The sequence below is a fragment of the Arthrobacter sp. NPDC058097 genome (assembly GCF_042884885.1).
GTDB lineage: Bacteria > Actinomycetota > Actinomycetes > Actinomycetales > Micrococcaceae > Arthrobacter.
The window spans coordinates 71,987-92,956 of sequence record NZ_JBHVSZ010000018.1; the positions used below are offsets into that span (position 1 = coordinate 71,987).

Sequence of the window (20,970 nt, forward strand, 5' to 3'; positions counted from 1 at the left end):
CGTGGCTGACTTTTCACGTCTGGCAGGCCGCGTCCGTAGCATCGGGCGCGGCTTTGCCGTCACCGCAGGCGCCGGAACCGCGGCCGCCCTCGCCGCCACAGCCTACGGGCTGTGGGAGAAGAACCAGTTCGTGCTCCGCGAGGAGACCGTTCCGATCCTTCCGGCTGGCCGGGCTCCGTTCCGGATCCTGCACCTGAGCGACATCCACTTCGTTCCGGGCCAGAAGGTCAAGGCGGAGTGGCTGCAGTCGCTGGCTGCGCTTCGGCCGGATCTGGTGGTAAACACGGGTGACAACCTCAGCCACCCCAAGGCCGTGGACCCGCTCCTCCATGCGCTGGCGCCGCTCATGGAGTTTCCGGGTGTGTTCGTTCCGGGCTCCAACGACTACTACGCGCCCAAGCTGAAGAACCCCGCCGCCTACCTGGTGGGCCCCTCCAAGGCAGCACCGGACCGGCAGGAACTCGACTGGCCGCGCCTGCGCTCGGGCTTCGGCATGAACGGCTGGATCGACCTGACCAACCGGCACCAGTCCGTGGTCCTGAACGGCCTGCGGTTCGATTTCTCAGGCGTGGATGATCCGCACCTCAACCGCGAACGGTATGCCGGCTGGCCGCGGGGCACGAGGGGCCAGAACGCCCAGGACCACCTTCGCGTTGCGGTCATCCACGCACCGTACCAACGGGTCCTGGACCACTTCACCGAGGACGGCGCGGATCTGCTCCTGGCCGGCCATACGCACGGCGGCCAGCTCTGCATCCCGGGGTATGGCGCCGTCGTCGCCAATTGCGACATTCCCACCTGGCGGGCCAAGGGCCTCCACGACTGGAGCAGCAACGGAAGCACGACGCCGGTCAACGTCTCGGGCGGGATCGGCACCTCGCGTTTTGCACCGGTCCGCATCGCCTGCAAGCCCGAGGCCGTTCTGCTGACGCTCACCCCGCGCGCCTGACCGCCGGCCCGCTGTCTCCCGGCGGGCTGTTGGTCCTCCGGTGACAGGTCACCTGCGAAGCGTCCCGGCCATGGCATAGGGTAGTTGCTACGGGAAACTACATCAGTTCGAGAAGCGGGCATGGCCAAGCAGAGTTCATTTTTTCGATCCGTCAGCCGTCTCTATCCGCATGTGAAGCCGGTCCTGCCGCGGCTGATCATGGGCCTGCTGTCCGCGCTCCTGGCCAGTGTAGTTGCCCTGGCCATTCCGCAGGTGCTGCGCGGACTCATCAACGATTCCCTCCGCCCCGGGGCAACGGCCGGAGCCGTGTGGAGCTCGGCCGGCCTCATCCTGGCCCTGGGCGTCGCCGAAGCCGTGCTGGTTGCCCTCCGCCGCACCTTCGTGATCAACCCGGCCACCACCGTGGAGACCCGGATGAGGGTCTCGCTCTACGGCCATCTGCAGGACCTGCCGGTCGCCTTCCACGACCGCTGGGGCTCGGGCCAGCTGCTCTCCCGTGCCATGACGGACCTCAACTTCATCCGGCGCTGGATGGCGTTCGGGGCCATCATGCTGGTGGTGACCACCCTGACCGTGGTGATCGGCGTCGTCGTCATGTTCACCATGAGCTGGCAGCTGGCCCTGATCTTCCTCGCCGCCGCGGGACCCGTAATGGTCTACGGCTTCCGGTTCCGGACCCGCTTCAGCAAGGTTGCCCGGCGCAGCCAGGACCAGGCGGGCGACCTCGCCACCACCGTTGAGGAGTCCGTCCACGGCATCCGCGTCCTGAAGGCCTTCGGCCGCAGCCGCGAAGCGCTGGAAACCTTCAACGGCCAGGCCGAGGAACTGCGCCAGACGGAGATCGCCAAGGCCAGGCACCAGGCAGTCTTCAGCATGGTGGTGACGCTCCTGCCCGAGCTGGCTCTGGGCGCAGGCCTCGTCACGGGCATCCTGCTCGCCGCCAGCGGCCAGCTCAGCATCGGCTCCCTCGTGGCGTTCTTCGCCACCGCCGCGGTCATCGCCGCGCCCGTGGAGTTCTCGGGCATGCTGATGGCCATGGCACTGACGGCAAAGACGGCGCTGGACCGGCACTTCGAAGTCATGGATTCGCAAAACACCATCACCAGCGCGGCGGAACCCCGCCGCCCGGCCAACGTCAAGGGTGCCCTGAGCTTCAACAACGTCACGTTCGCCTTCGACGACGCCCCGGACAAGCCGGTCCTGAAGGACATCCGGCTGGACATCTGTCCGGGCGAAACCATGGCGCTGGTGGGCATCACCGGCAGCGGCAAGAGTGCCATGCTGCAGCTCGTGCCACGCCTCTATGACGTCACGTCCGGTTCCATCGAACTCGACGGCGTGGACCTTCGGGCGTTCAGCGTTGAGGAGCTCCGCACCCTCGTGGCTGTGGCCTTCGAGGACACCACCCTTTTCTCGAGCTCGGTGCGCGACAACGTGCTGCTCGGCGTCCAGTCCTCGGACGCCGACACCCGTGAGAAGGTCCTGGCGGAGGCCCTGGACACGGCGCAGGCGCACTTCGCCTACTCGCTGCCGGGGGGGCTGGACACCCTGATCGGTGAGGAGGGCCTGAGCCTGTCAGGCGGGCAGCGCCAACGCCTCGCCCTGGCCCGGGCCATCGCGGCCCGGCCCTCCGTGCTGGTCCTTGACGATCCCCTGTCCGCGCTGGACGTGAACACGGAGGAGCTCGTGGAAAACCGGCTGCGGGAGGTGCTGGCCGGAACCACCACGCTCATCGTCGCCCACCGGCCGTCCACCGTGGCGCTGGCCGACAGGGTGGCGCTGCTGGAGGACGGCCGCATCGCCGCCGTCGGCACCCACACCGAACTGCTGGCAGGGAACAGCCACTACCGTCACGTGATCGCGAGCCTGGACACGGAGCCGCGCGACCTGGACTCCGAGCTGTCCGCCCTCGACGACGCAGAGGAGGTCAGCCGATGAGCGCCACAGCCTTCGGAACTGCCAACGAGGACAACGCCAACCTGAGCAAGAGCGACAGCAAGGCAGTACGACGCCGGTCGCTCGCCTTGCTGGGATCGCTGATCCGTCCCGTGCGGCTCAGGTTCTGGCTCACCATCGCCACGGTGGTCCTGTCGCAGGCTGCCAGGGTGGCCGGCCCGGCTCTGATCGCCTTCGGCATCGACCACGCGCTGCCCGCCCTCCGCGCCGGCAACAACCTGCCGCTGGTGTTGACCGGGGCCGCCTACCTTGTCACGGCACTCGCGGCGGCCGGGCTGACCGCCCTGTACGTGACCTCGACGGCGAAGCTCAGCCAGGCCATGCTGCTGGACCTGCGCCTGTGGGTGTTCCGCCACACCCAGCGGCTCAGCCTCGAATTCCACGAGAAGTACACCTCGGGCCGGATCATCGCCCGGCAGACCTCGGACCTCGAGGCGCTGCGCGAGCTGCTGGACTCGGGTGTCAGCTCGCTCGCCTCCGGTGCACTGTTCATGGTGTTCACCGCCGTCACCGTCTTCGCCCTCGACTGGCGCAGCGGGCTGGTGGTGCTGGCCGCGGCCGTGCCCATGTTCTTCCTGGCCCGCTGGTACCAGAAGCACTCGCAGATCGCGTTCCGCCAGTCCCGGGTGGTTTCTGCCCGGCTGATCGTGCACTTTATCGAGACCATGACGGGCATCCGCGCGGTCAAGGCCTTCCGCAAGGAGCGGGCAAACGCCGCACGCTACAGCGAACTTGCCGAGGACTACCGGCAGGCGACGGTCCGTTCCATCAACCTGAACGGCATCTTCCAGCCCGGCCTGGTGTTGATCGGCAACGTCTGCGTGGCCGCCGTGCTGCTGTTCGGCGGCTTCCGCGTACTGACCGGCGACCTCGCCGTGGGCGTGCTGCTGGCCCTCATGCTCTCCACCAAGCGCTTCTTCCAGCCCGTGGACCAGATGGCCATGTTCTACAACTCCTTCCAAAGCGCGCAGGCCGCGCTGGAGAAGGTTTCGGGCCTGCTCGAGGAGGTGCCCACGGTTCGCCCGCCGCGGAACGCGGTGGAACTGCGCGACGCCCGCGGCGCCGTCGAGTTCCGGGACGTCGAATTCCGCTACGGCAGCGGCCCCCTCGTCATCCCCGCGCTGAGCCTCACCATTCCCGCGGGCCAGACCGTGGCGCTGGTGGGCCAGACCGGGGCGGGCAAGTCAACGCTGGCCAAGCTGATTGCCCGCTTCTATGACGTCTCCGCCGGGTCGGTGATGCTCGACGGCGTGGACGTCCGGCAGCTGTCGACGGCGGACTTGCGGCGGAACATCGTGATGGTCACCCAGGAGGCCTTCCTGTTCAGCGGATCGGTGGCGGACAACATCGCTCTCGGCAGGCCGGACGCGCCGCGCGAGGAGATCGAGGCGGCCGCGAAGGCCGTGGGCGCGCACGAGTTCATCATGGAGCTCCCCGAGGGCTACGACACCGACGTCAACAAGCGCGGCGGCCGCGTTTCCGCGGGCCAGCGCCAGCTCATCAGCTTCGCGCGGGCGTTCCTCGCGCGGCCGGCAGTGCTGATCCTGGACGAGGCCACCTCCTCGCTGGACATCCCCTCAGAGCGGCTCGTGCAGAGCGGGCTCGCCGGGCTGCTGCGCGGCATGGACGGCAAGGGTCCGGCAGGTGACCGCACGGCGCTGATCATCGCGCACCGGCTATCGACAGTGGAAACGGCAGACCGGGTCCTCGTGGTCCATGACGGCCAGGTGGTGGAGGACGGCACACCGGACGAGCTGATCAGCGGCGACGGCCGCTTCGCCCGGCTGCACAGCGCCTGGAAGGACTCGCTGGTCTGAGCCGGCTGGTCCTTGCCGGACCTCGATTTCACTTGTTGCCCAGTATCGGATATTCTTGTTCAGTTGCTTTCGCAGCAACGGATCGGGATGTAGCGCAGCTTGGTAGCGCGCTTCGTTCGGGACGAAGAGGTCGCAGGTTCAAATCCTGTCATCCCGACCACAAGGAAAAGAGGGCCTCCCCCACGGGGAGGCCCTCTTTCTGTTTCTTCGGTTGCGGCTCGCGCCCACCCAACTAAGTAGCAGTTGTGGGCGTTCTCAGGGCTGGGAACGCCCTGACGTGCTACCTACTTGGGTGCCTGCTGATTCAATTGCCGTCCAGGCTCTGGTGGCTCATGTTCTGGGTGGCCTGCCCATCACCCAGCAATGGGATCCTTGGCCGACGGGATCCGTCATCCGCCAGGTAATCGCCGCGGGTGTCGTAGCTTTGGACCTGGTTCAGGTAGCGGTGGCGCAAACGGAGGCCGACGGCGAAAAGCACCAACGACTCAAACAGCGCCGCAAGGCCGATCATCCCCCAGACGAAAGTTCCGCCGTCCGCCGCTCCCTGGAACACCTCAACTATGGCGGCACCGGCAGCCGCCGCCACGATCAGCGACGTTCCAGCGATGGTCCAGAGAAAAAAGGCCCGCTGCTGGCCGTCCGCCGCTCTCCGCACCATCCGTGTCATGGTCCCCACTCCTTAGTTACGGCTGCTGCTTTTGGGAAGAAAAACGGCCCCGGAACATGATGTGCGCATGTTCCGGGACCGTTCTTCTCATGGAAGCTGTTTACATGGGATCAGGCCAGTTGCCAATGGAAGTCTCTGACACCATGGGATCAAGCCAATTGCCGATAGTGGTCTTGTTCACGTCCTTGACGCGCATCGGATCCGGCCAGTTGCCAATGGCAACCGAGCTGCCCGCGTTGTCCGCGATCGGGCCTGCAGACAGAACGGCGGGAGCCGCAGCAGAAAATGCGAGGGCCCCCGCCAAAACGGCAGCGGCTGCTATCTTCTTCAACATGTGAGAGTTCCTCAATACGAGTCGGTTTCGTTACCAAGTCAGCACAGTCCTTGTTGACATACATTGTAAAATGTTTTCCACAGAGGGTGTCAAGCATTCTGTACAAAGGCTGTCCGGAATAGGAGGAACCCCAGTGGGTAACGGATTCGGGGAGAAGCTCCGCGCTGAGCGGCTGGAACGCGGACTGACCCAGGCCGAACTGGGCAAGGATCTTTACTCCCCCAGCTACATTTCCTTGCTGGAAACCGGCCGGCGGGAACCCACAGCCGACGTCATCGAAGAGCTCGCCCGCAGGCTGGAGCTCGCGCCCAAGGCGCTCGAGGCGTGGAGCCAGCCCATCTCGGTCAGCGACGCCGAATACGTGCTGGCCGGACTCTACGCCCGGCAGGCCTGGGACCTGCGCGACTACGCCCTCGCCGCCGAGCACGCCGCCAACGCAGCCCGGATCGCCCTCGACGGCAAGAACACCAGCGCCTGGTGGAACATGACCTACATGCAGGCCGAATGCCTCATGAAGCAGGGCCAGCTCAAGGAATGCCAGAAGATCATGGAGCACCTGTCCGAGCACCCGATGGCCACCGAATCCGCCGGCCTCGGGGTCCGGGCGCGCCAGATGCTCGCCGCTTTGTGCCACGGGCAGGGCCAGCTGAGCACCGCCGTCGAACATGCCGAGAAGGCGGTGGAGCTGTGCGCGCAGCTGCCCAAGGGCTCTACACTGATCATCGGCGCGCTCCGGGCGCTGATCGGCGCCCTGGCCGAGAGCGGCCGCCTGGATGAGGCCTGGAAGTACTGCCAGGACATGAACGAGCAGATGGACGAGCACTCGATGTCCCAGCTCGCCGGCGAGGTGGCCTGGGTGATCGGGAACGTCGCGTTCATGCGGCACGACTACCCGGAGGGCATCAAGCACCACGAGCGCGCCGCCAAGCTGCTCTCCCCCGCCAACGACATCGAGCTCTGGGCCCGCTTCAACAAGGCGTCGGCCGCCGTCCGCCTCTCCTCCGGAATCGTTGAGCCGGAGACCCTGTCCGCCATCGAACGCGCCGAGCTGGCTCTGTCCATCGTCGGCGGGAACAAGACGGACCAGCTGGAGGTGGCGTTCATCCGCGCCCGCTGGCTCTACCTCACCGGCGACATCGTGGCCGCGGTGCAGAAGCTCCGCGACATCCACGCCGAACGCGCCGACCTGGCCCGGCACACGGCCGGCGAGGTCTCGCTGCTCCTCGGCAAGTCACTGAAGGCCGCGGGCGAAGCGGATGAGGCACTGGTCCACCTGGAGGAGGCGCAGAAGGAGTTCAGCGCGGCCGGTGCACAGGACCGCGTCCAGCAGGCCCTCGACGCCGTGCTGGAGATCCGGCTCGCCCAGCGCCGCGCCGCCGCCGCAGAAGCCAGCTGACAGCAGAAGCCGTCTCATAGCAAAGGCAAAGACAAAGGGCGCCCTCCGAAGAGGGCGCCTTTTGATGCGAACTCCACCGGAATCTAGCTGAACGTGCGGCCGGTCAACTTCTCGTACGCCTCGACGTAACGGGCGCGAGTGCGCTCCACGATGTCCGCCGGGAGTGCCGGCGGCGGCGTGTCGGAGGCCTTGTCCCAGCCGGACTCGGCGGACGTCAGCCAGTCCCGGACGAACTGCTTGTCGTAGGAGGGCTGCGCCTGGCCGGGCTTGTAAGTGGCGGCGTCCCAGAAGCGGGACGAGTCCGGCGTGAGGACCTCGTCGCCGAGGGTGATGGTGCCGTTGACGACGTCGTAGCCGAACTCCACCTTGGTGTCCGCCAGGATGATGCCGCGCTCGCGGGCGATCTCCTCAGCCCTGGTGTAGATGCCCAAGGTCAGCTCGCTCAGGCGCGCGGCGATGTCATCACCCACGATGGACACGACGGCGTCGTAGGTGATGTTTTCGTCGTGCTCGCCCACCTCAGCCTTGGCGGACGGGGTGAAGATGGCGTGCTCCAGGCGGGAGCCGTCCACGAGGCCTTCCGGCAGCGGGATCCCGCAGACGGTGCCGGACTGCCGGTACTCCACGAGGCCGGAGCCGGTGAGGTAGCCGCGGGCGATGCATTCCACCGGGAACATGTCCAGCTTCTTGCAGATCATGGCCCGGCCCTCGACCTCGGCCGGCACGCCGTCCTGCACGGTGGACGCCAGCACGTGGTGCTCGACGTCCAGCTGGTCGAACCACCAGAGGCTCAGCTGGGTCAGGATGCGTCCCTTGTCCGGGATCTCGCTGCTGAGGACGTGGTCGTAGGCGCTGATGCGGTCGCTCGCCACCACCAGCACACATTCCTGACCGAACTGCTCGTTGATGGAGTCGCTGGCCGGGACGTACAGGTCGCGGACCTTGCCGGAGTAGACGTGCTTCCAGCCGGGCAGTTCGGTGTGCGGGGTGTCCAGGCCGCGGGGGCCTTCCTGTTCAGCCACTGTCACGCCTTCTTTTCCGATGCGGAGCCTGACGGGGCCCCGACGGCGGCCGATACCTTGATTTCACCGCGTGCGGCCTTGCCTGCGATATCCGTGCGGAACTGGGCGCCTTCCAGCTGAACCAGCTCCACGCCGTCGTACGCCCTTTCCCTTGCCTCCACGAGGTCGGATCCCAGCGCCACCACGGCCAGCACGCGGCCGCCGGCGGAGACCACCTTGCCCTCGTCGTCGAGCTTGGTTCCGGCGTGTATGACGTGGACACCGTCCAGTTCGTCCACCTTCTTGAGCCCGCGGATGCGGTCTCCCGTGCGCGGGGTGTCGGGGTAGTTCTCTGAAGCAACGACGACGGCGACTGCCGTGTCCTTGGACCAGCGCAGCTCCTCTGCCTTGTCCAGTTCGCCCTTGGCGGCTGACAGGAGGAGGGAACCGAGCGGCGTCTTGAGCCGGGCGAGGACCGCCTGGGTTTCGGGGTCGCCGAAGCGGACGTTGAATTCGATGACGCGGGTGCCCCGCTTGGTCAGGGCGAGGCCGACGAACAGCACGCCGACGAACGGGGTGCCGCGGCGGGCCATCTCGTCCACGGTGGGCTGGGCGATGCGGTCGATGACCTCCTGGACCAGGCCTTCCGGTGCCCAGTTGAGCGGGGTGTACGCACCCATGCCGCCGGTATTGGGGCCCTCGTCGTTGTCGTAGATGCGCTTGAAGTCCTGCGCCGGGGACAGGGCCACGGTGTTGCGGCCGTCGCACAGGACGAACACGGAGACCTCGGGGCCGTCCAGGAACTCCTCGATGACGACGGTTCCGCCGGCGTCGAAGCAGCTCTGGGCGTGGGCCAGGGCATCGTTGCGGTCGTTGGTGACCACCACGCCCTTGCCTGCGGCCAGACCGTCGTCCTTGACGACGTAGGGGGCGCCGAAGGTGTCCAGCGCCGCGGCCGCCTCGTCCGCGTTGGCGGCCACGAGCGCCATGGCGGTGGGAACGCCGGCCTCGGCCATGATCTGCTTGGCGAAAGCCTTGGAGGCCTCGAGCTGGGCGGCGGCCTTGCTGGGGCCGAAGACCGGGATGCCGGCGTCGCGCACGGCGTCGGAAACACCGGCGGCGAGGGGGGCTTCGGGGCCAACGACCACCAGGTCGACGTCGAGCCGGGTGGCGAGCGCCGCCACTGCGTCCGGATCGTTCCCGTTGATGGCGTGCGTGGGGACGAGCTTGCTGATGCCGGCGTTGCCCGGAGCCGCGTGGACTTCCGAGACGTTGGGGTCGGCAAGGAGGGAGCGGACAATGGCGTGTTCGCGGCCGCCGGGGCCAATGACGAGTACCTTCACAGTCTCCAAGGGTACTTTGTGCACCGCGCTGGCTCCTAAGCTGAGGCCCGGCCCTCAGTTGTACTGCGCCCTCAGTTGTACTGCGCCCTCAGTTGTACTGCGCCCTCGGTTGTGGCCGGCGGACCATCCGGGCGGCCTGCCGCTACGAACCCATGTCATGAAGAAGCTCTTGAGGTGGCTTAGGGGACCAGCCGCACTGGCGGCCCTCGCCGGGGTGGCCGCCGCCGCCGTCGTTCTTTCCGTCGCGGAACTGTTGGGGGCGTTCTTTACGGCCCGCGCCACTCCCCTGATTGCCCTGGGCTCGACCTTCATCGACTTCACGCCGCCGTGGCTGAAGGACTTCGCGATTGCGACGTTCGGCACCAATGACAAGGCCGCGCTCTTCGCGGGGATGGGCCTGACGATTTTGGTGCTGGCGTGCGTGCTGGGCGTCGTGGCGTACCGTCGCTGGGGGCTTGGGGCAGCGGGGGTGCTGTTCATGGGCGCGGTGATCGTGGCCAGCGTGGTGACCCGGGCGGGCGTCAGGCCCCTGGATGCCGTGCCAACGCTGGTGGGAACCGCGGCCGGGCTGGTCGTTCTCCGGCTGCTGGTCTCGCGGCTGTGGCGGCTGCGGGCCTTTCCTGCCTCGCCGGCGGATGTGGCAGCCAAGGAGCCCGAGCGCCCGGCCACCTCCCGGCGCGCCTTCTTCGCGGCGACCGGGCTCACGGCCGCGGCGGCGGGCCTCGCCGCCACCGGGGGCCGGCTGCTCAGCACAGCGCGCAGCAATGTGGCCCAGGCGCGGGAGTCGCTGCGGCTGCCGGCGCCGGCCCGGCCCGCGGACGCCGTGCCCGCCGGGGTGCAGTCGGCAACGCCCGGCGTGACGCCGTGGCTGACACCCGGCAAGGACTTCTACCGGATCGATACCGCCCTCAGCATTCCGGAGATCAAGGCCGAGGAATGGGAACTGCGGGTGCACGGGCTCGTGGAGCAGGAGGTCCGGCTCACCTTCCAGGACCTGCTCGACGCCGACCTGATCGAGTCCCACGTGACCCTCACCTGCGTCTCGAATCCGGTGGGCGGCAACCTCGCCGGCAACGCCAGGTGGCTGGGACTTCCCATCCGCGAGGTGCTCAAGCGGGCCAGGCCCACTGCCGGCGCAGACATGGTCCTCTCCACCTCCGTCGACGGCTTCAGCGCCTCCACGCCTCTGGAAGTCCTGCAGGATGACCGCGACGCCATGCTCGCCATCGGCATGAACGGCGAACCGCTCCCGCTGGAACACGGCTACCCGGTGCGCATGGTGGTCCCGGGACTATACGGCTTCGTATCCGCCACCAAGTGGGTGGTGGACCTTGAGGTGACCCGCTTCGCCGACAGCAAGGCCTACTGGACGCAGCGGGGCTGGTCGGAGCGCGGCCCCATCAAGACCATGGCCCGGGTGGAGGTGCCCAAATCCTTCGCCACGGTGCCCGCCGGGAAGGTGGCCGTCGGCGGCACGGCGTGGGCGCAGACCCGGGGCATCACCAAGGTGGAGGTGCAGGTCGACGGCGGTGACTGGGCTGCCGCCGAGCTCTCGGCCGTGGCTTCCGTGGACACCTGGCGTCAGTGGTCCTTTGCCTGGGACGCCAAGCCCGGCCCGCACTACATCAAGGTGCGCGCCACGGACGGGACAGGCGAGCTGCAGACGGAGAAGCGCGCGGATCCCGTGCCCGACGGCGCGTCCGGCTGGCAGTCGGTCATGGTCACGGTTGTGTAGGGGCCCGCACCATAGACTTGGGCCATGGCCCTAAATTCGCACGCCACGTTCACTGTGGATTCCGCCGTCGAACTCGCCGTGGTTGAACGAAGCGGATTCGTGGAGTCCCGCCACATCGGGGCTGCCGTGGTCCTCGCCGCGGACGGCCACGTGGTCACCCAGCTTGGCGACATCTCCACCCCCATCCTGGCCCGGTCCACGCTCAAGCCGCTGCAGGCGCTGGCGGCGATGCAGTCCGGCGTTCCCCTGCGCGGCGCGCAGGTGGCCCTCGCCTGCGCCAGCCATACCGGATCGCTCGACCACATGGACGTCGTCGAGGGCATGCTGAAGGCCGCCGGCGTCAAGGAGGACCAGCTGCAATGCCCCGCCGCGTGGCCGCAGGACGAGACGGCACGGACCTGGCTGACCCGGTCCGAGCGGGGCAAGTCCCGGCTGGCCTTCAACTGCTCGGGGAAGCATGCGGCCTTCCTGTGGGCGTGCACCGAAAACGGCTGGGACACGCACAGCTACCTTGAGCCCAACCACCCGCTGCAGCAGCGCATCCGCACCGTGATCGAGGAGTACTCCGGCGAGAAGATCGCGCACCTGGGCATCGACGGCTGCGGCGCGCCGGTGGCGGCCATCTCGCTGACCGGTCTGGCCCGCGCCTACTCGCTGCTTGCAAAGGCCCCCTCCGACAAATCCGCCAACGCCCGCGCGGCCACCATCGCCACCTCCATGCTGGACTATCCGTGGGCGGTCCAGGGCAGGGGCGAGGCCAACACGATCGTGATGGAGGAGCTGGACGTCATTGCCAAAATCGGGGCCGAGGGCATCCTGGTCATGGCAACGTCCCAGGGGGTCTCGGTGGCCCTCAAGATGCTCGACGGCAACCTGCGGGCCACCTCGCTGGTCGGCCTGACCCTGCTGGCGGCCTGCGGGGCCGTCGACATCCCGGGCGTGTCCAGCGTGCTCGAGAAGGTGGTGGAGCCTGTCCTCGGCGGCGGCCGTCCCGTCGGCAAGATCCGCCTTGGCCATGCCGTCTCGGCCCTGCTGGACTAACGTCCTTTAGCTTTTCAAGGAGGAACCGGTGGCTGTTGCGCGCCGCAGAATTGACCCGGCCGAGGGCAAGGCCGCCCTGAACGAATGGGCGGCAGGTGCCGTTCCGCCGTCGGACGCTGCCCCCTCAGTTCCGGCTGTGCCCCGTTCGGTCATTGCGACGGCGGTCCGCTACTCCCTGGAGGAGGTCACCGCCCGCGCCCCCGGCAATTCGGTGGAGGTGCGGGTGCCGCCGTTCGGCGTCACGCAGTGCGTGGAGGGCCCGCGGCACACCCGCGGCACTCCCCCGAACGTGATTGAGTGCGACGCCGCCACCTGGCTGGCGATGGTGACCGGCCGGCTGAGCTGGGCGGACGCCGTGGGCGCCGGACGCGTGGCCGCGTCAGGCCTGCGGGCAGACCTGTCAGCCCTCCTCCCCCTCTGAACGCTGCCTTGCTCGGCTCAAACTCGACGCAAAGAGGCAGGACCAGACAAAGAGGCAGGACCCCGCCCCGGGCCGAACTGCTCAGCCAAGGACGGGATCCTGCCCTCTATCCTTTGGAGTTTTTGTCCAGATATCGCGACTTCAACGGCCTTTTGCGGCCATTATCTGGACAAAAACTCCGGGTGCGTTATTCGTGGTTGATGGCTGCCGACGGCCTGCTCATCTCGAAGTCGGGCATCTCACCGGGGGTCGGGCCGCCGCGGAACTTGGGCGAAGCCTGGCCGCCCCCGCTGATCCGCTCCAGCTCCTGCTCCTGAAAGTCCTCCTCAACACCGAGCATGACGGCGGAATCGTGGTTGGTGATCTCGCCGCGGAACGCCCGGACCATGACGCTGCGGTCGAATTGGCCCTCCCACTTGGAGACCACGAAGGTTGCCACGCAGTTGCCCAGCAGGTTGACCACAACGCGCATGGAGTCCATGAGCCGGTCGGCGCCGAGGAGCAGTGCGACGCCGGCCACCGGGAAGATTCCGAGCGCGGCCGCCGTGGCGGACAGTGCCAGGAAGGACGAGCCGGGGACGCCGGCCATGCCCTTGGATGTCAGCAGCAGGACACCGAGGGCGGCGAGCTGCTGGCCGAGGTCCAGGTGGTGGCCGAAGGCCTGGGCGAGGAACAGCAGGGAGATGGACAGGTAGATGGCCGCGCCGTCCAGGTTGAAGGAGTAGCCCGTGGGAACCACCAGGCCGGTGGTGGCCCGGGAGCAGCCCGCGTTGGTCAGCTTGGTCATGATGCGCGGCATCACGGCCTCCGTGGACGCCGTGCCGAGGGCCAGCAGGAATTCCTCGCGGGTGTACTTGAGGAACTGCCACAGCGGAACCCGTGCAAAGCTCCAGGCCACGACGAACAGGAGTCCGATGAACACCACGGCGGCGCCGTAGCAGGCGGCAATTAGCATCGCATAGGTGCCGAGGGTGTCCAGCCCGTACTGGCCGATGATGAAGGCCATGGCACCGAAGGCACCGATCGGGGCCACCTTCATGATCCAGGACATGATCTTGAAAATCAGTTCCAGGACCGTCTCCATGAGGCTGACCACCGGCTGGCACCGCTCGCGGCCGATGACGACGATCGCGGCGCCGAAGAACACGGAGAAGAAGAGGACCTGCAGCAGGCTGTTGTTGGCAAAGGCGCCAATGACGCTGGTGGGGATGACATCCAGGATGAAGGCTGCTGCGTCCTTCGGCACGGCGTGGCCGGTCTTGGCGTCGACGGCCTCCTGGGACAGGGTGCTCGGATCGATGTTCAGGCCGGCTCCGGGCTGAACGATGTTGCCGACAACCAGGCCGAAGACCAGGGCGAAGAGAGTGGCCGCTGTGAAGTAGAGAAGAGCCTTGACTCCCACCCTTCCGACCGCCTTGACGTCGCCAACGGCTGAGATTCCCGTGACGATCACGAGGAAGATCAGCGGCGCGATGATCATCTTGATGAGCTGGATGAAGCCGTCACCGAGCGGCCTCAGTTGAGCGCCTAGGTTCGGCCAGAAATGCCCTATGAGAACACCTGCCACGACGGCGATCAGAATTTGGAAGAAGAGCGACCTGTACAGGGGCTTCTTCTTCGACGGCGCCGAACTCGCCTTCAGCGCCGAGGAATCTGGGATCTTCATTGATCTGTACCTATCAATTGGGAACAGCCCCGGATCGGGGTCTGTTTCCAACGTAACCCCGGTCACACTATTCCGCAAGAGGAAATCTAGTTTTCACGATGCGGAACTGCTTTCGCCGGTCACAATTGAGTTTTTGTCCACTTGTTGGGACTTCGAAGCCCTCCAACAGGCGATATCTGGACAAAAACTCCTAGCGCTGCCAGCCCTGCTTGCGCAGCGCCTGCTTCACCCGCGAGACGACCCACTCCCGTCCATGGCCCATGTCGATGCTGTTGACTTTGACCTGGCGCCAGCCCGCATCCGACACCCGCTGGTCCCGGTACGCGTCCAGCGCCTGCTGCTCGGGGGTCAGGTGATGCAGCCCCTCGTACTCGATGCACGTCCGGAACCGCGGGCAACCCAGGTCCGTCCAGACCGGCCTGTTGAGCACGTCGTCCACCCGGCAGTTGGGCGTGAACTCCGGCAGCCCGGCGTCGTCCAGCAGGAGGCGGAGCTTGCTTTCCGGCGGCGAATCGACGCCGATGCGCAGCAGGTCGAGGGCAAGGCGCGCCTTCCGCACGCCGTGGATCCCGTTGGCGCCGTCCACGAACGTCCGAAGCTCGGCCAGCGGCACCATGGCGACCTTTGGCGGCCCGAAGTGCCTGGCGTGCTCGCTGATGATCGCATCGCCGGCCACCACAAGGTCGTCGATGGGCAGGACGGAGCCGAGGTCCACCCAAGTCCGGGCCAGGGAAGTCAGCCTGAGCCCGTCAATCTCCACAAGATCGCCCTCGCGGATCTTGAGCCGGTGCCCGGCGATGCCGCGGCGGCGCGGCAGCGTGCCGCCGTTCTCCCTGGCGAGATGGAGGAACCGTCCGGGCTCCCGGAAGTGCGGACCGCTCTTCTTGCCCCATGGCACAGGCTCGACGACGGCGGTCACCGGCCCTCCGCCGTCGGGCTTGAACTCCGCCCACGGCGGCAACGGCACGCCGTGGACTTCCGCCGCGGTGACCAGGCTCGCGAAGACGTCCGGACCAAGGGCAGTGTGGGAGCGGACGAGGGCGGGAAGGTCAGGACTGCACGACCTTGGCACGCGGATGCTCCTGCTTGGGCGGTGCATGTCACGGGCAAAGAGCCTGCCTGCGGGGACCCCGGCGTCCGCCGCTTCGGGCACGACGAAGGGCCGGCTACTGATTTCCTCGGGCAGCGGTGACAATCTGGTCATGCTCCATTGAGGCACCTCAAGGACGCCTGCGGGACGTTATCCACAGGCCGGACTTCGAGGCCGCGAGTTTTTGTCCAGATATTCGCCGCTGAGGGGCGGTTAAGTCGCGATATGTGGACAAAAACTCCCAACCGAGAAGGGTTAGCCGCGGCCGATGAAGGGCATTCCGGCGGCCGTGATCACCACCGAGCCCACGCTGGCCGACGGCGGCATGCCCGCCATCATCAGCACCGCACGGGCCGCGTCCTCCACCGGGAACATCGGTTCCACCCTGCGGCTTCCGTCGGCCTGGAGCGCCCCCGAGCCGACCCCGATAGTGTCCATGATTTCCGTGGCGGTGTTGCCGATGTCAATCTGCCCACAGGTGATCCCGAATTCGCGGCCGTCCAGCTCTATACTCTTGGTCAGGCCCGTCATGGCGTGCTTTGTGACGGCGTAGGCGACGGTCCGCGGCCGGGGTGAATGTGCGGAGATCGAGCCGTTGTTGATGATCCGGCCGCCCTGCGGTGACTGCGACTTCATCGCCCGGACGGCCGCCCCGGCGCACAGCACCGAACCGGTCAGGTTCACCGCGACGGTGGCCTCCCAGTCCGCCAGGCTGATCTCGTCCACCGACGCCGCCGGTCCAAAGACGCCGGCGTTGTTGAACAGGACGTCCACCCGGCCCCAGCGCCGGAGGACCGAGGCGAAAAGGCGTTCGACGTCGTCGGGCACTGTGACATCGCACGGCATCGCAAGCGCCTCCGGGTGGCCGTCCGCCGTTTCCAGGAGCAGCTGTTCGCGGCGGCCCGCCAGGGCCACCCGGTAGCCGTCCGCCAGCATTTGCCGGGCAACCGCCCGCCCGATGCCGGAGCCTGCGCCGGTGACGACGGCGACGCGGCCGGGAGTGGCTGGAACGGTCATGCTGCTTCTCCTGAAATTGTCGAAAACCTACGCGGTGGTCGGAACGCTATTCGCCACCAGCGGCCAGCCTATGACGGTCTTGGGCCGCGGCGTGGCGTACGTCCGCACCTTGGACGTGGAGAGCTGCATCCGGACCAGGGACTCCGCGATGGTCACGGCGGAGGCAACGCCGTCGACGACGGGGACGCCCGCCCGATGCCGGATCTGTTCGTCCAGTCCCGCCATGCCGCCGCAGCCCAGGACGATCACCTCGGCCTTGTCCTCCCGGACAGCAAGCAGCGCCTGGCTGATAATGGCCTCGACCGCCCGCTCCGGCTCCTCCTCCAGTTCCAGCACGGCCATCCCGCTGGCCCGCACGGAAGCGCAGCGGGCGTCGAGGCCGGCCAGCTTCAGCCGGTCCTCGATCAGCGGCACGGCCCGGTCCAGGGTGGTGACCACGGAATACTTGTGGCCAAGGAACATGGCCGTGCTGGCCGCCGCCTCGGTGATGTCGACGACGGGCACGTCCAGCAGCTCCTGCAGCCCCTCCCGGCCGTGCTCGCCGTAGCCGGCCTGAATGACGGCGTCGAACGGTTCGGGGTGGTTGACCACCCGGTCCATCACGGCGATCGCGGCCAGGTAGCTCTCGAAGTTGCCTTCGCAGGAGTCGGCGCCAAAGCGCGGCGTGATGCCGACGATTTCGGTGCCGGGCGCCGCGATGCTGCGTGCCTGGGCGGCGATGGAGTCGGTCATGGACTGGGTGGTGTTGACGTTCGCAACGAGTATGCGCATGGTGTCCTCCTGGATGTGGTCGCCCAACTGACTCGCAGTTGTTGTCGTTTTGGAGCCTCATAACGACATTAACTGCGAGTCAGTTGGGTGTGGGTGGGTCTTAGTGGGTGCTGGCGACGGCGATCGCTTCGCCGTCGGCGTCCTCAAAGCGCTGCCGGCGGTCGGCGATCACGTAGTAGCTCAGCGCACCGACGCCGGCGCCGAAGAACCAGGCGAACGGTGCGGCGGCCTCGAAGACCGGGAGGAAGGCGACGAGGATGGCCAGGACGGCCGCCGGGGCCAGGGCGATGATGGCCCGCGGGTTGACGCCCCTCTTGTAGAAGTAGGCACCGGCCGGGTCCTCGCTGTACAGCTCGGGGACGTTGACCTTGCCGCGGCGGAGCAGCCAGTAGTCGGCCATGACCACGCCGAACAGGGGTCCGAGCAGTGCGCCGAGGCCGCCCAGGAAGTACACGATGACGAGGGGGTTGTTGTAGAGGTTCCACGGCAGGATGACCAGGCCGATGGTGCCGCTCACCCAGGCCGCCCGGCGGAAGTTGAGCCGCTTGGGGAAGAGGTTGGTGAGGGCATACACGGGGGCCACGAAGTTGGCCATGAGGTTGACGGCGATGGTCAGGATGAGGATCGCGAGGCAGGCCAGCACCAGGAACAGCGTGTTGGGGATGCTCTGGACGATGTCCGACGGCGTTTCGATGATGGTGCCGTTGATCTTGTACTGTCCGCCGGCCAGGACCACCACGATGGCGCCGAACAGGAGCATGTTGATCGGAATGCCCCAGAAGTTGCCGCGCACGATGGACTTCTTGGAGACGGCGGAGCGGGTGAAGTCGCAGAAGTTCAGGACGAAGGTTCCGTAGATGGACACCCAGAGGGCACCGCCGGCGAAAATGGTCCGCCACATCTCGCCGCCTTCGAGGCCACGGATGCCGGTCCACTGGATGGAACCGTGCGCCTCGGTGAATACCCAAATGGCAAGCAGGACCATGGTCAGCAGGATGATCGGACCGGCGAAGGCCTCGTACTTGCGGATCATCTCCATGCCGAAGCTGACGATGACGAGCTGCACGATCCACAGCCCCACGAAGGAGATCCAGCCCAGCGTCGACAGGCCGAGGATGGAGTTGGTGTCCAGTCCGTGAAGGGATGGAACCATGGCCACCAGCATGACCCGGAGCACCACGGAGGCGAGGAACGTCTGGATCCCGAACCACGCCACGGCCACCGCGCCGCGGATCAGGCTGGCGAGCTGTGCGCCGCGGATGCCGAAGCTGATGCGGCTCATGACGGGGAACGGGACGCCCGTTTTCTGCCCCATGAAACCAGAGAAGCTGAGCAGCACAAAGAGGAGTACCGCTCCGATCGCCAGGGCCGTCAGGATCTGCCAGCCTCCGAGGCCAAGGGAAAAGAGTCCGACGGCGAACGCATAGTTCCCGAGGCTGTGCACGTCGTTCGCCCAGAGGGTGAAGATGCTGTACGCCGTCCAGCGGCGCCCTTGCCGCCTGGTGGGTGCGAGGTCGGTGTTGTAGAGGCTGGGGCTGATGTCGCGGCCGGCTGCGGCACTGGCCGCTTCGCACAGCTCGTCGGTGGTGGCAGCGGGATGGACCGGCTGGCCCGACAACGGCGTCGGCCCGTCCGTTTCGACGCTGACAGAAGGGGTCGTCTGCATCTGGTTCTCCGGTTTCTGGGATTTTCGCGGTGGTGAGCCTTCGATCGGACGATGCTTCATCGCCGGATTATCGCTGTTATTCCACATCGCGAAATAAACTTGTTGAATAGTGAAATAATGGTATGACCTGCATCACCCTGGGGTCAAGGTGCGCGCCGGCTGCCGGCGGTCACAATTGGCACGCCGTGGTCGGGTCGCTCCCTGTGCCGCCGAGGTGGCCGCCTGCGTTTGACCGGGGTCCCGTGCTGCGGATAATCTCGAATAGCAAGAATGTTTTCTCACAATACGAAAACATGGGCCCAACATTCAAAGATGAAACGAGGCTGCCGTGGCTGCAGGAGAAGATACCTCCCATATCCTCAGCGGGTTGACTAACCAGCTGCCTGATCGTGATCCGGAAGAGACTGCCGAGTGGGTTGAGTCCCTGGATGCGCTGATCAGGGAACAGGGCACGGAGCGTGCCCAATACATCATGCGCAGTCTCCTGCAGCGTGCCGGCGCGCAGAGCGTCGGGGTTCCGATGGTGACCACCACGGATTATGTGAACACGATCCCGGTGGATCAGGAAGCGCAGTTCCCGGGGAACGAGGAGTTCGAGCGCCGGTACCGGGCGTACATGCGCTGGAACGCCGCGGTGATGGTGCACCGGGCGCAGCGGCCCGAGATCGGGGTGGGCGGGCACATCTCGACCTACGCCGGCGCCGCGACGCTGTACGAGGTCGGCTTCAACCACTTCTTCCGCGGCAAGGACGCCCCGGGCGGCGGGGACCAGGTGTTCTTCCAGGGCCACGCGTCCCCGGGCATGTACGCCCGGGCGTTCATGGAAGGCCGGCTCTCGGAGGAGGACCTGGACGGGTTCCGGCAGGAAAAGTCCAAGGAAGGCCACGCCCTGTCCTCCTACCCGCACCCGCGGCTGATGCCGCACTTCTGGGAATTCCCGACCGTGTCGATGGGCATCGGCCCGATGAACGCGATCTACCAGGCCCAGTCCAACCGGTACCTGCACAACCGGGGCCTGAAAGACACCTCGGACCAGCAGGTCTGGGCGTTCCTGGGCGACGGCGAAATGGACGAGCCCGAATCCCGCGGCCTGCTCCAGCTCGCCGCGAACGAGAACCTGGACAACCTGAACTTCGTGATCAACTGCAACCTCCAGCGCCTGGACGGGCCGGTGCGCGGCAACGGCAAGATCATGCAGGAACTCGAGGCGTTCTTCCGCGGCGCGGGCTGGAACGTGATCAAGGTCGTCTGGGGCCGGGAATGGGATGACCTGCTCACCCGCGACACCGACGGGTCGCTGGTGAAGATCATGAACGAAACCCCCGACGGGGACTACCAGACCTACAAGGCCGAGTCCGGCGGGTTCGTCCGCGAGCACTTCTTCGGCAAAACCCCGCAGACCAAGGACCTCGTCGCGGACCTCTCCGATGACGAGATCTGGAACCTCAAGCGCGGCGGGCACGACTACCGCAAGGTCTACGCCGCGTACAAGGCCGCCACCGAATTCAAGGGCAAACCCACCGTGATCCTGGCCAAAACGGTCAAGGGCTACGGCCTGGGCCCGCACTTCGAAGGCCGCAACGCCACCCACCAGATGAAAAAACTCACCCTGGATGACCTGAAGGAATTCCGGGATTACCTCCGCATTCCCATTTCAGACGCCCGGCTCGAAGAGGATCCCTACCGGCCGCCGTATTTCCACCCCGGCCCCGACGCGCCCGAGATCGCCTACCTTCTGGAGCGGCGGCAGGCTTTGGGCGGGTCCGTCCCCGAGCGCCGTTCCGGCCAGGGGGCCGTGGAAATGCCGGACGCCAAAACGTTCGATGTCGCCAAGCGCGGTTCGGGCAAGCAGCAGGCTGCGACCACCATGGCGTTCGTCCGCCTGCTCAAGGACCTGCTCCGCGACAAGAAGTTCGGGCACCGGATTGTCCCCATCGTGCCGGACGAATCGCGGACCTTCGGCATGGACGCATTCTTCCCAACCGCCAAGATCTACAACCCGAGCGGCCAGAACTACCTGTCCGTGGACCGCGACCTGGTCCTGGCCTACAAGGAATCCGCCCAGGGACAGCTGATCCACCCCGGCATCAACGAAGCCGG

Annotated in this window: 17 protein-coding genes and 1 tRNA gene; 9 read left to right on the forward strand and 9 right to left on the reverse strand. The window is 66.8% G+C overall.

The features are described 5' to 3' along the window. The first annotated feature begins 1 nt into the window (after position 1). From ACFVTE_RS22830 to ACFVTE_RS22845, 4 genes are all read left to right on the forward strand, one after another. Positions 2 to 949, forward strand: a complete 948-nt coding sequence (locus ACFVTE_RS22830) for a metallophosphoesterase (RefSeq protein ID WP_387104667.1) — start codon at positions 2 to 4, stop codon at positions 947 to 949. A gap of 120 nt (positions 950 to 1,069) precedes the next feature. Next, positions 1,070 to 2,887: an ABC transporter ATP-binding protein gene (locus ACFVTE_RS22835; RefSeq protein ID WP_387104669.1), complete on the forward strand. Its 1,818-nt coding sequence runs from the start codon at positions 1,070 to 1,072 to the stop codon at positions 2,885 to 2,887. Continuing rightward, on the forward strand, positions 2,884 to 4,722 hold the full coding sequence (locus tag ACFVTE_RS22840) for an ABC transporter ATP-binding protein (RefSeq protein ID WP_387104671.1): 1,839 nt from the start codon (positions 2,884 to 2,886) through the stop codon (positions 4,720 to 4,722). The genes ACFVTE_RS22835 and ACFVTE_RS22840 overlap by 4 nt, the downstream gene beginning before the upstream one ends. Positions 4,723 to 4,805: 83 nt before the next feature. Next, a tRNA-Pro gene (locus ACFVTE_RS22845) sits at positions 4,806 to 4,882 on the forward strand. 144 nt (positions 4,883 to 5,026) lie between these two features. On the opposite strand, the gene ACFVTE_RS22850 is transcribed toward ACFVTE_RS22845, so the two are convergent. After that, a complete protein-coding gene (locus ACFVTE_RS22850; RefSeq protein ID WP_387104674.1) occupies positions 5,027 to 5,389 on the reverse strand; it encodes a hypothetical protein in 363 nt (120 codons plus the stop codon). Positions 5,390 to 5,489: 100 nt separating this feature from the next. Continuing rightward, positions 5,490 to 5,723 (reverse strand): hypothetical protein, encoded by a 234-nt coding sequence (locus ACFVTE_RS22855; protein ID WP_387104676.1) that lies wholly within the window; start codon positions 5,721 to 5,723, stop codon positions 5,490 to 5,492. Between the two features lie 133 nt (positions 5,724 to 5,856). Between ACFVTE_RS22855 and ACFVTE_RS22860 the strand changes: the two genes are divergently transcribed. After that, the gene (locus ACFVTE_RS22860; RefSeq protein ID WP_003797893.1) at positions 5,857 to 7,119 is read left to right on the forward strand and encodes a helix-turn-helix transcriptional regulator; all 1,263 of its coding nucleotides are present in this window, start codon (positions 5,857 to 5,859) and stop codon (positions 7,117 to 7,119) included. An 83-nt stretch (positions 7,120 to 7,202) separates the two neighbouring features. Here ACFVTE_RS22860 and ACFVTE_RS22865 read toward each other — a convergent pair whose 3' ends face one another. Both ACFVTE_RS22865 and purD read right to left on the reverse strand, forming a co-directional pair. Then, a complete protein-coding gene (locus tag ACFVTE_RS22865; protein WP_387104680.1) occupies positions 7,203 to 8,141 on the reverse strand; it encodes a phosphoribosylaminoimidazolesuccinocarboxamide synthase in 939 nt (312 codons plus the stop codon). Positions 8,142 to 8,143: 2 nt separating this feature from the next. After that, positions 8,144 to 9,463 (reverse strand): phosphoribosylamine--glycine ligase, encoded by a 1,320-nt coding sequence (gene purD / locus ACFVTE_RS22870; RefSeq protein ID WP_387104714.1) that lies wholly within the window; start codon positions 9,461 to 9,463, stop codon positions 8,144 to 8,146. Between the two features lie 157 nt (positions 9,464 to 9,620). Here purD and ACFVTE_RS22875 point away from each other — a divergent pair, with 157 nt between their 5' ends. The 3 genes from ACFVTE_RS22875 to ACFVTE_RS22885 are packed head-to-tail and all read left to right on the forward strand — an operon-like array spanning position 9,621 to position 12,660. Continuing rightward, positions 9,621 to 11,198, forward strand: coding sequence for a molybdopterin-dependent oxidoreductase (locus ACFVTE_RS22875; protein ID WP_387104682.1), 1,578 nt, complete (start codon positions 9,621 to 9,623; stop codon positions 11,196 to 11,198). Positions 11,199 to 11,222: 24 nt separating this feature from the next. Further along, a complete protein-coding gene (locus ACFVTE_RS22880; protein ID WP_387104685.1) occupies positions 11,223 to 12,239 on the forward strand; it encodes an asparaginase in 1,017 nt (338 codons plus the stop codon). Positions 12,240 to 12,267: 28 nt separating this feature from the next. Then, positions 12,268 to 12,660 carry a sterol carrier family protein gene (locus tag ACFVTE_RS22885; RefSeq protein WP_387104687.1) on the forward strand — a complete coding sequence of 131 codons (393 nt, stop codon included), beginning with the start codon at positions 12,268 to 12,270 and terminating at the stop codon, positions 12,658 to 12,660. A 187-nt stretch (positions 12,661 to 12,847) separates the two neighbouring features. Here ACFVTE_RS22885 and dctA read toward each other — a convergent pair whose 3' ends face one another. The 5 genes from dctA to ACFVTE_RS22910 form a co-directional block, all read right to left on the reverse strand. Beyond that, positions 12,848 to 14,326 carry a C4-dicarboxylate transporter DctA gene (gene dctA, locus ACFVTE_RS22890; protein ID WP_387104689.1) on the reverse strand — a complete coding sequence of 493 codons (1,479 nt, stop codon included), beginning with the start codon at positions 14,324 to 14,326 and terminating at the stop codon, positions 12,848 to 12,850. 190 nt (positions 14,327 to 14,516) lie between these two features. Then, positions 14,517 to 15,530 carry an endonuclease domain-containing protein gene (locus ACFVTE_RS22895; RefSeq protein WP_387104691.1) on the reverse strand — a complete coding sequence of 338 codons (1,014 nt, stop codon included), beginning with the start codon at positions 15,528 to 15,530 and terminating at the stop codon, positions 14,517 to 14,519. A 141-nt stretch (positions 15,531 to 15,671) separates the two neighbouring features. Next, positions 15,672 to 16,433, reverse strand: a complete 762-nt coding sequence (locus ACFVTE_RS22900; RefSeq protein WP_387104694.1) for an SDR family oxidoreductase — start codon at positions 16,431 to 16,433, stop codon at positions 15,672 to 15,674. A gap of 27 nt (positions 16,434 to 16,460) precedes the next feature. Continuing rightward, positions 16,461 to 17,204: an aspartate/glutamate racemase family protein gene (locus tag ACFVTE_RS22905; protein WP_387104696.1), complete on the reverse strand. Its 744-nt coding sequence runs from the start codon at positions 17,202 to 17,204 to the stop codon at positions 16,461 to 16,463. A gap of 100 nt (positions 17,205 to 17,304) precedes the next feature. Then, positions 17,305 to 18,870 carry an NCS1 family nucleobase:cation symporter-1 gene (locus tag ACFVTE_RS22910; protein WP_387104699.1) on the reverse strand — a complete coding sequence of 522 codons (1,566 nt, stop codon included), beginning with the start codon at positions 18,868 to 18,870 and terminating at the stop codon, positions 17,305 to 17,307. A 328-nt stretch (positions 18,871 to 19,198) separates the two neighbouring features. Here ACFVTE_RS22910 and aceE point away from each other — a divergent pair. Next, positions 19,199 to 20,970, forward strand: a 1,772-nt coding sequence (gene aceE / locus ACFVTE_RS22915; RefSeq protein WP_387104702.1) for a pyruvate dehydrogenase (acetyl-transferring), homodimeric type, incomplete at its 3' end; no start/stop codon positions are given.

Coding starts and splice junctions, on each gene's coding strand:
- ACFVTE_RS22835 (WP_387104669.1), top strand. CDS start 1,070: ATGGCCAAGCAGAGTTCATTTTTTCGATCCGTCAGCCGTCTCTATCCG.
- dctA (WP_387104689.1), bottom strand. CDS start 14,326: ATGAAGATCCCAGATTCCTCGGCGCTGAAGGCGAGTTCGGCGCCGTCG.
- ACFVTE_RS22840 (WP_387104671.1), top strand. CDS start 2,884: ATGAGCGCCACAGCCTTCGGAACTGCCAACGAGGACAACGCCAACCTG.
- ACFVTE_RS22895 (WP_387104691.1), bottom strand. CDS start 15,530: ATGACCAGATTGTCACCGCTGCCCGAGGAAATCAGTAGCCGGCCCTTC.
- ACFVTE_RS22875 (WP_387104682.1), top strand. CDS start 9,621: ATGAAGAAGCTCTTGAGGTGGCTTAGGGGACCAGCCGCACTGGCGGCC.
- ACFVTE_RS22850 (WP_387104674.1), bottom strand. CDS start 5,389: ATGACACGGATGGTGCGGAGAGCGGCGGACGGCCAGCAGCGGGCCTTT.
- ACFVTE_RS22905 (WP_387104696.1), bottom strand. CDS start 17,204: ATGCGCATACTCGTTGCGAACGTCAACACCACCCAGTCCATGACCGAC.
- ACFVTE_RS22910 (WP_387104699.1), bottom strand. CDS start 18,870: ATGCAGACGACCCCTTCTGTCAGCGTCGAAACGGACGGGCCGACGCCG.
- ACFVTE_RS22900 (WP_387104694.1), bottom strand. CDS start 16,433: ATGACCGTTCCAGCCACTCCCGGCCGCGTCGCCGTCGTCACCGGCGCA.
- ACFVTE_RS22855 (WP_387104676.1), bottom strand. CDS start 5,723: ATGTTGAAGAAGATAGCAGCCGCTGCCGTTTTGGCGGGGGCCCTCGCA.
- ACFVTE_RS22880 (WP_387104685.1), top strand. CDS start 11,223: ATGGCCCTAAATTCGCACGCCACGTTCACTGTGGATTCCGCCGTCGAA.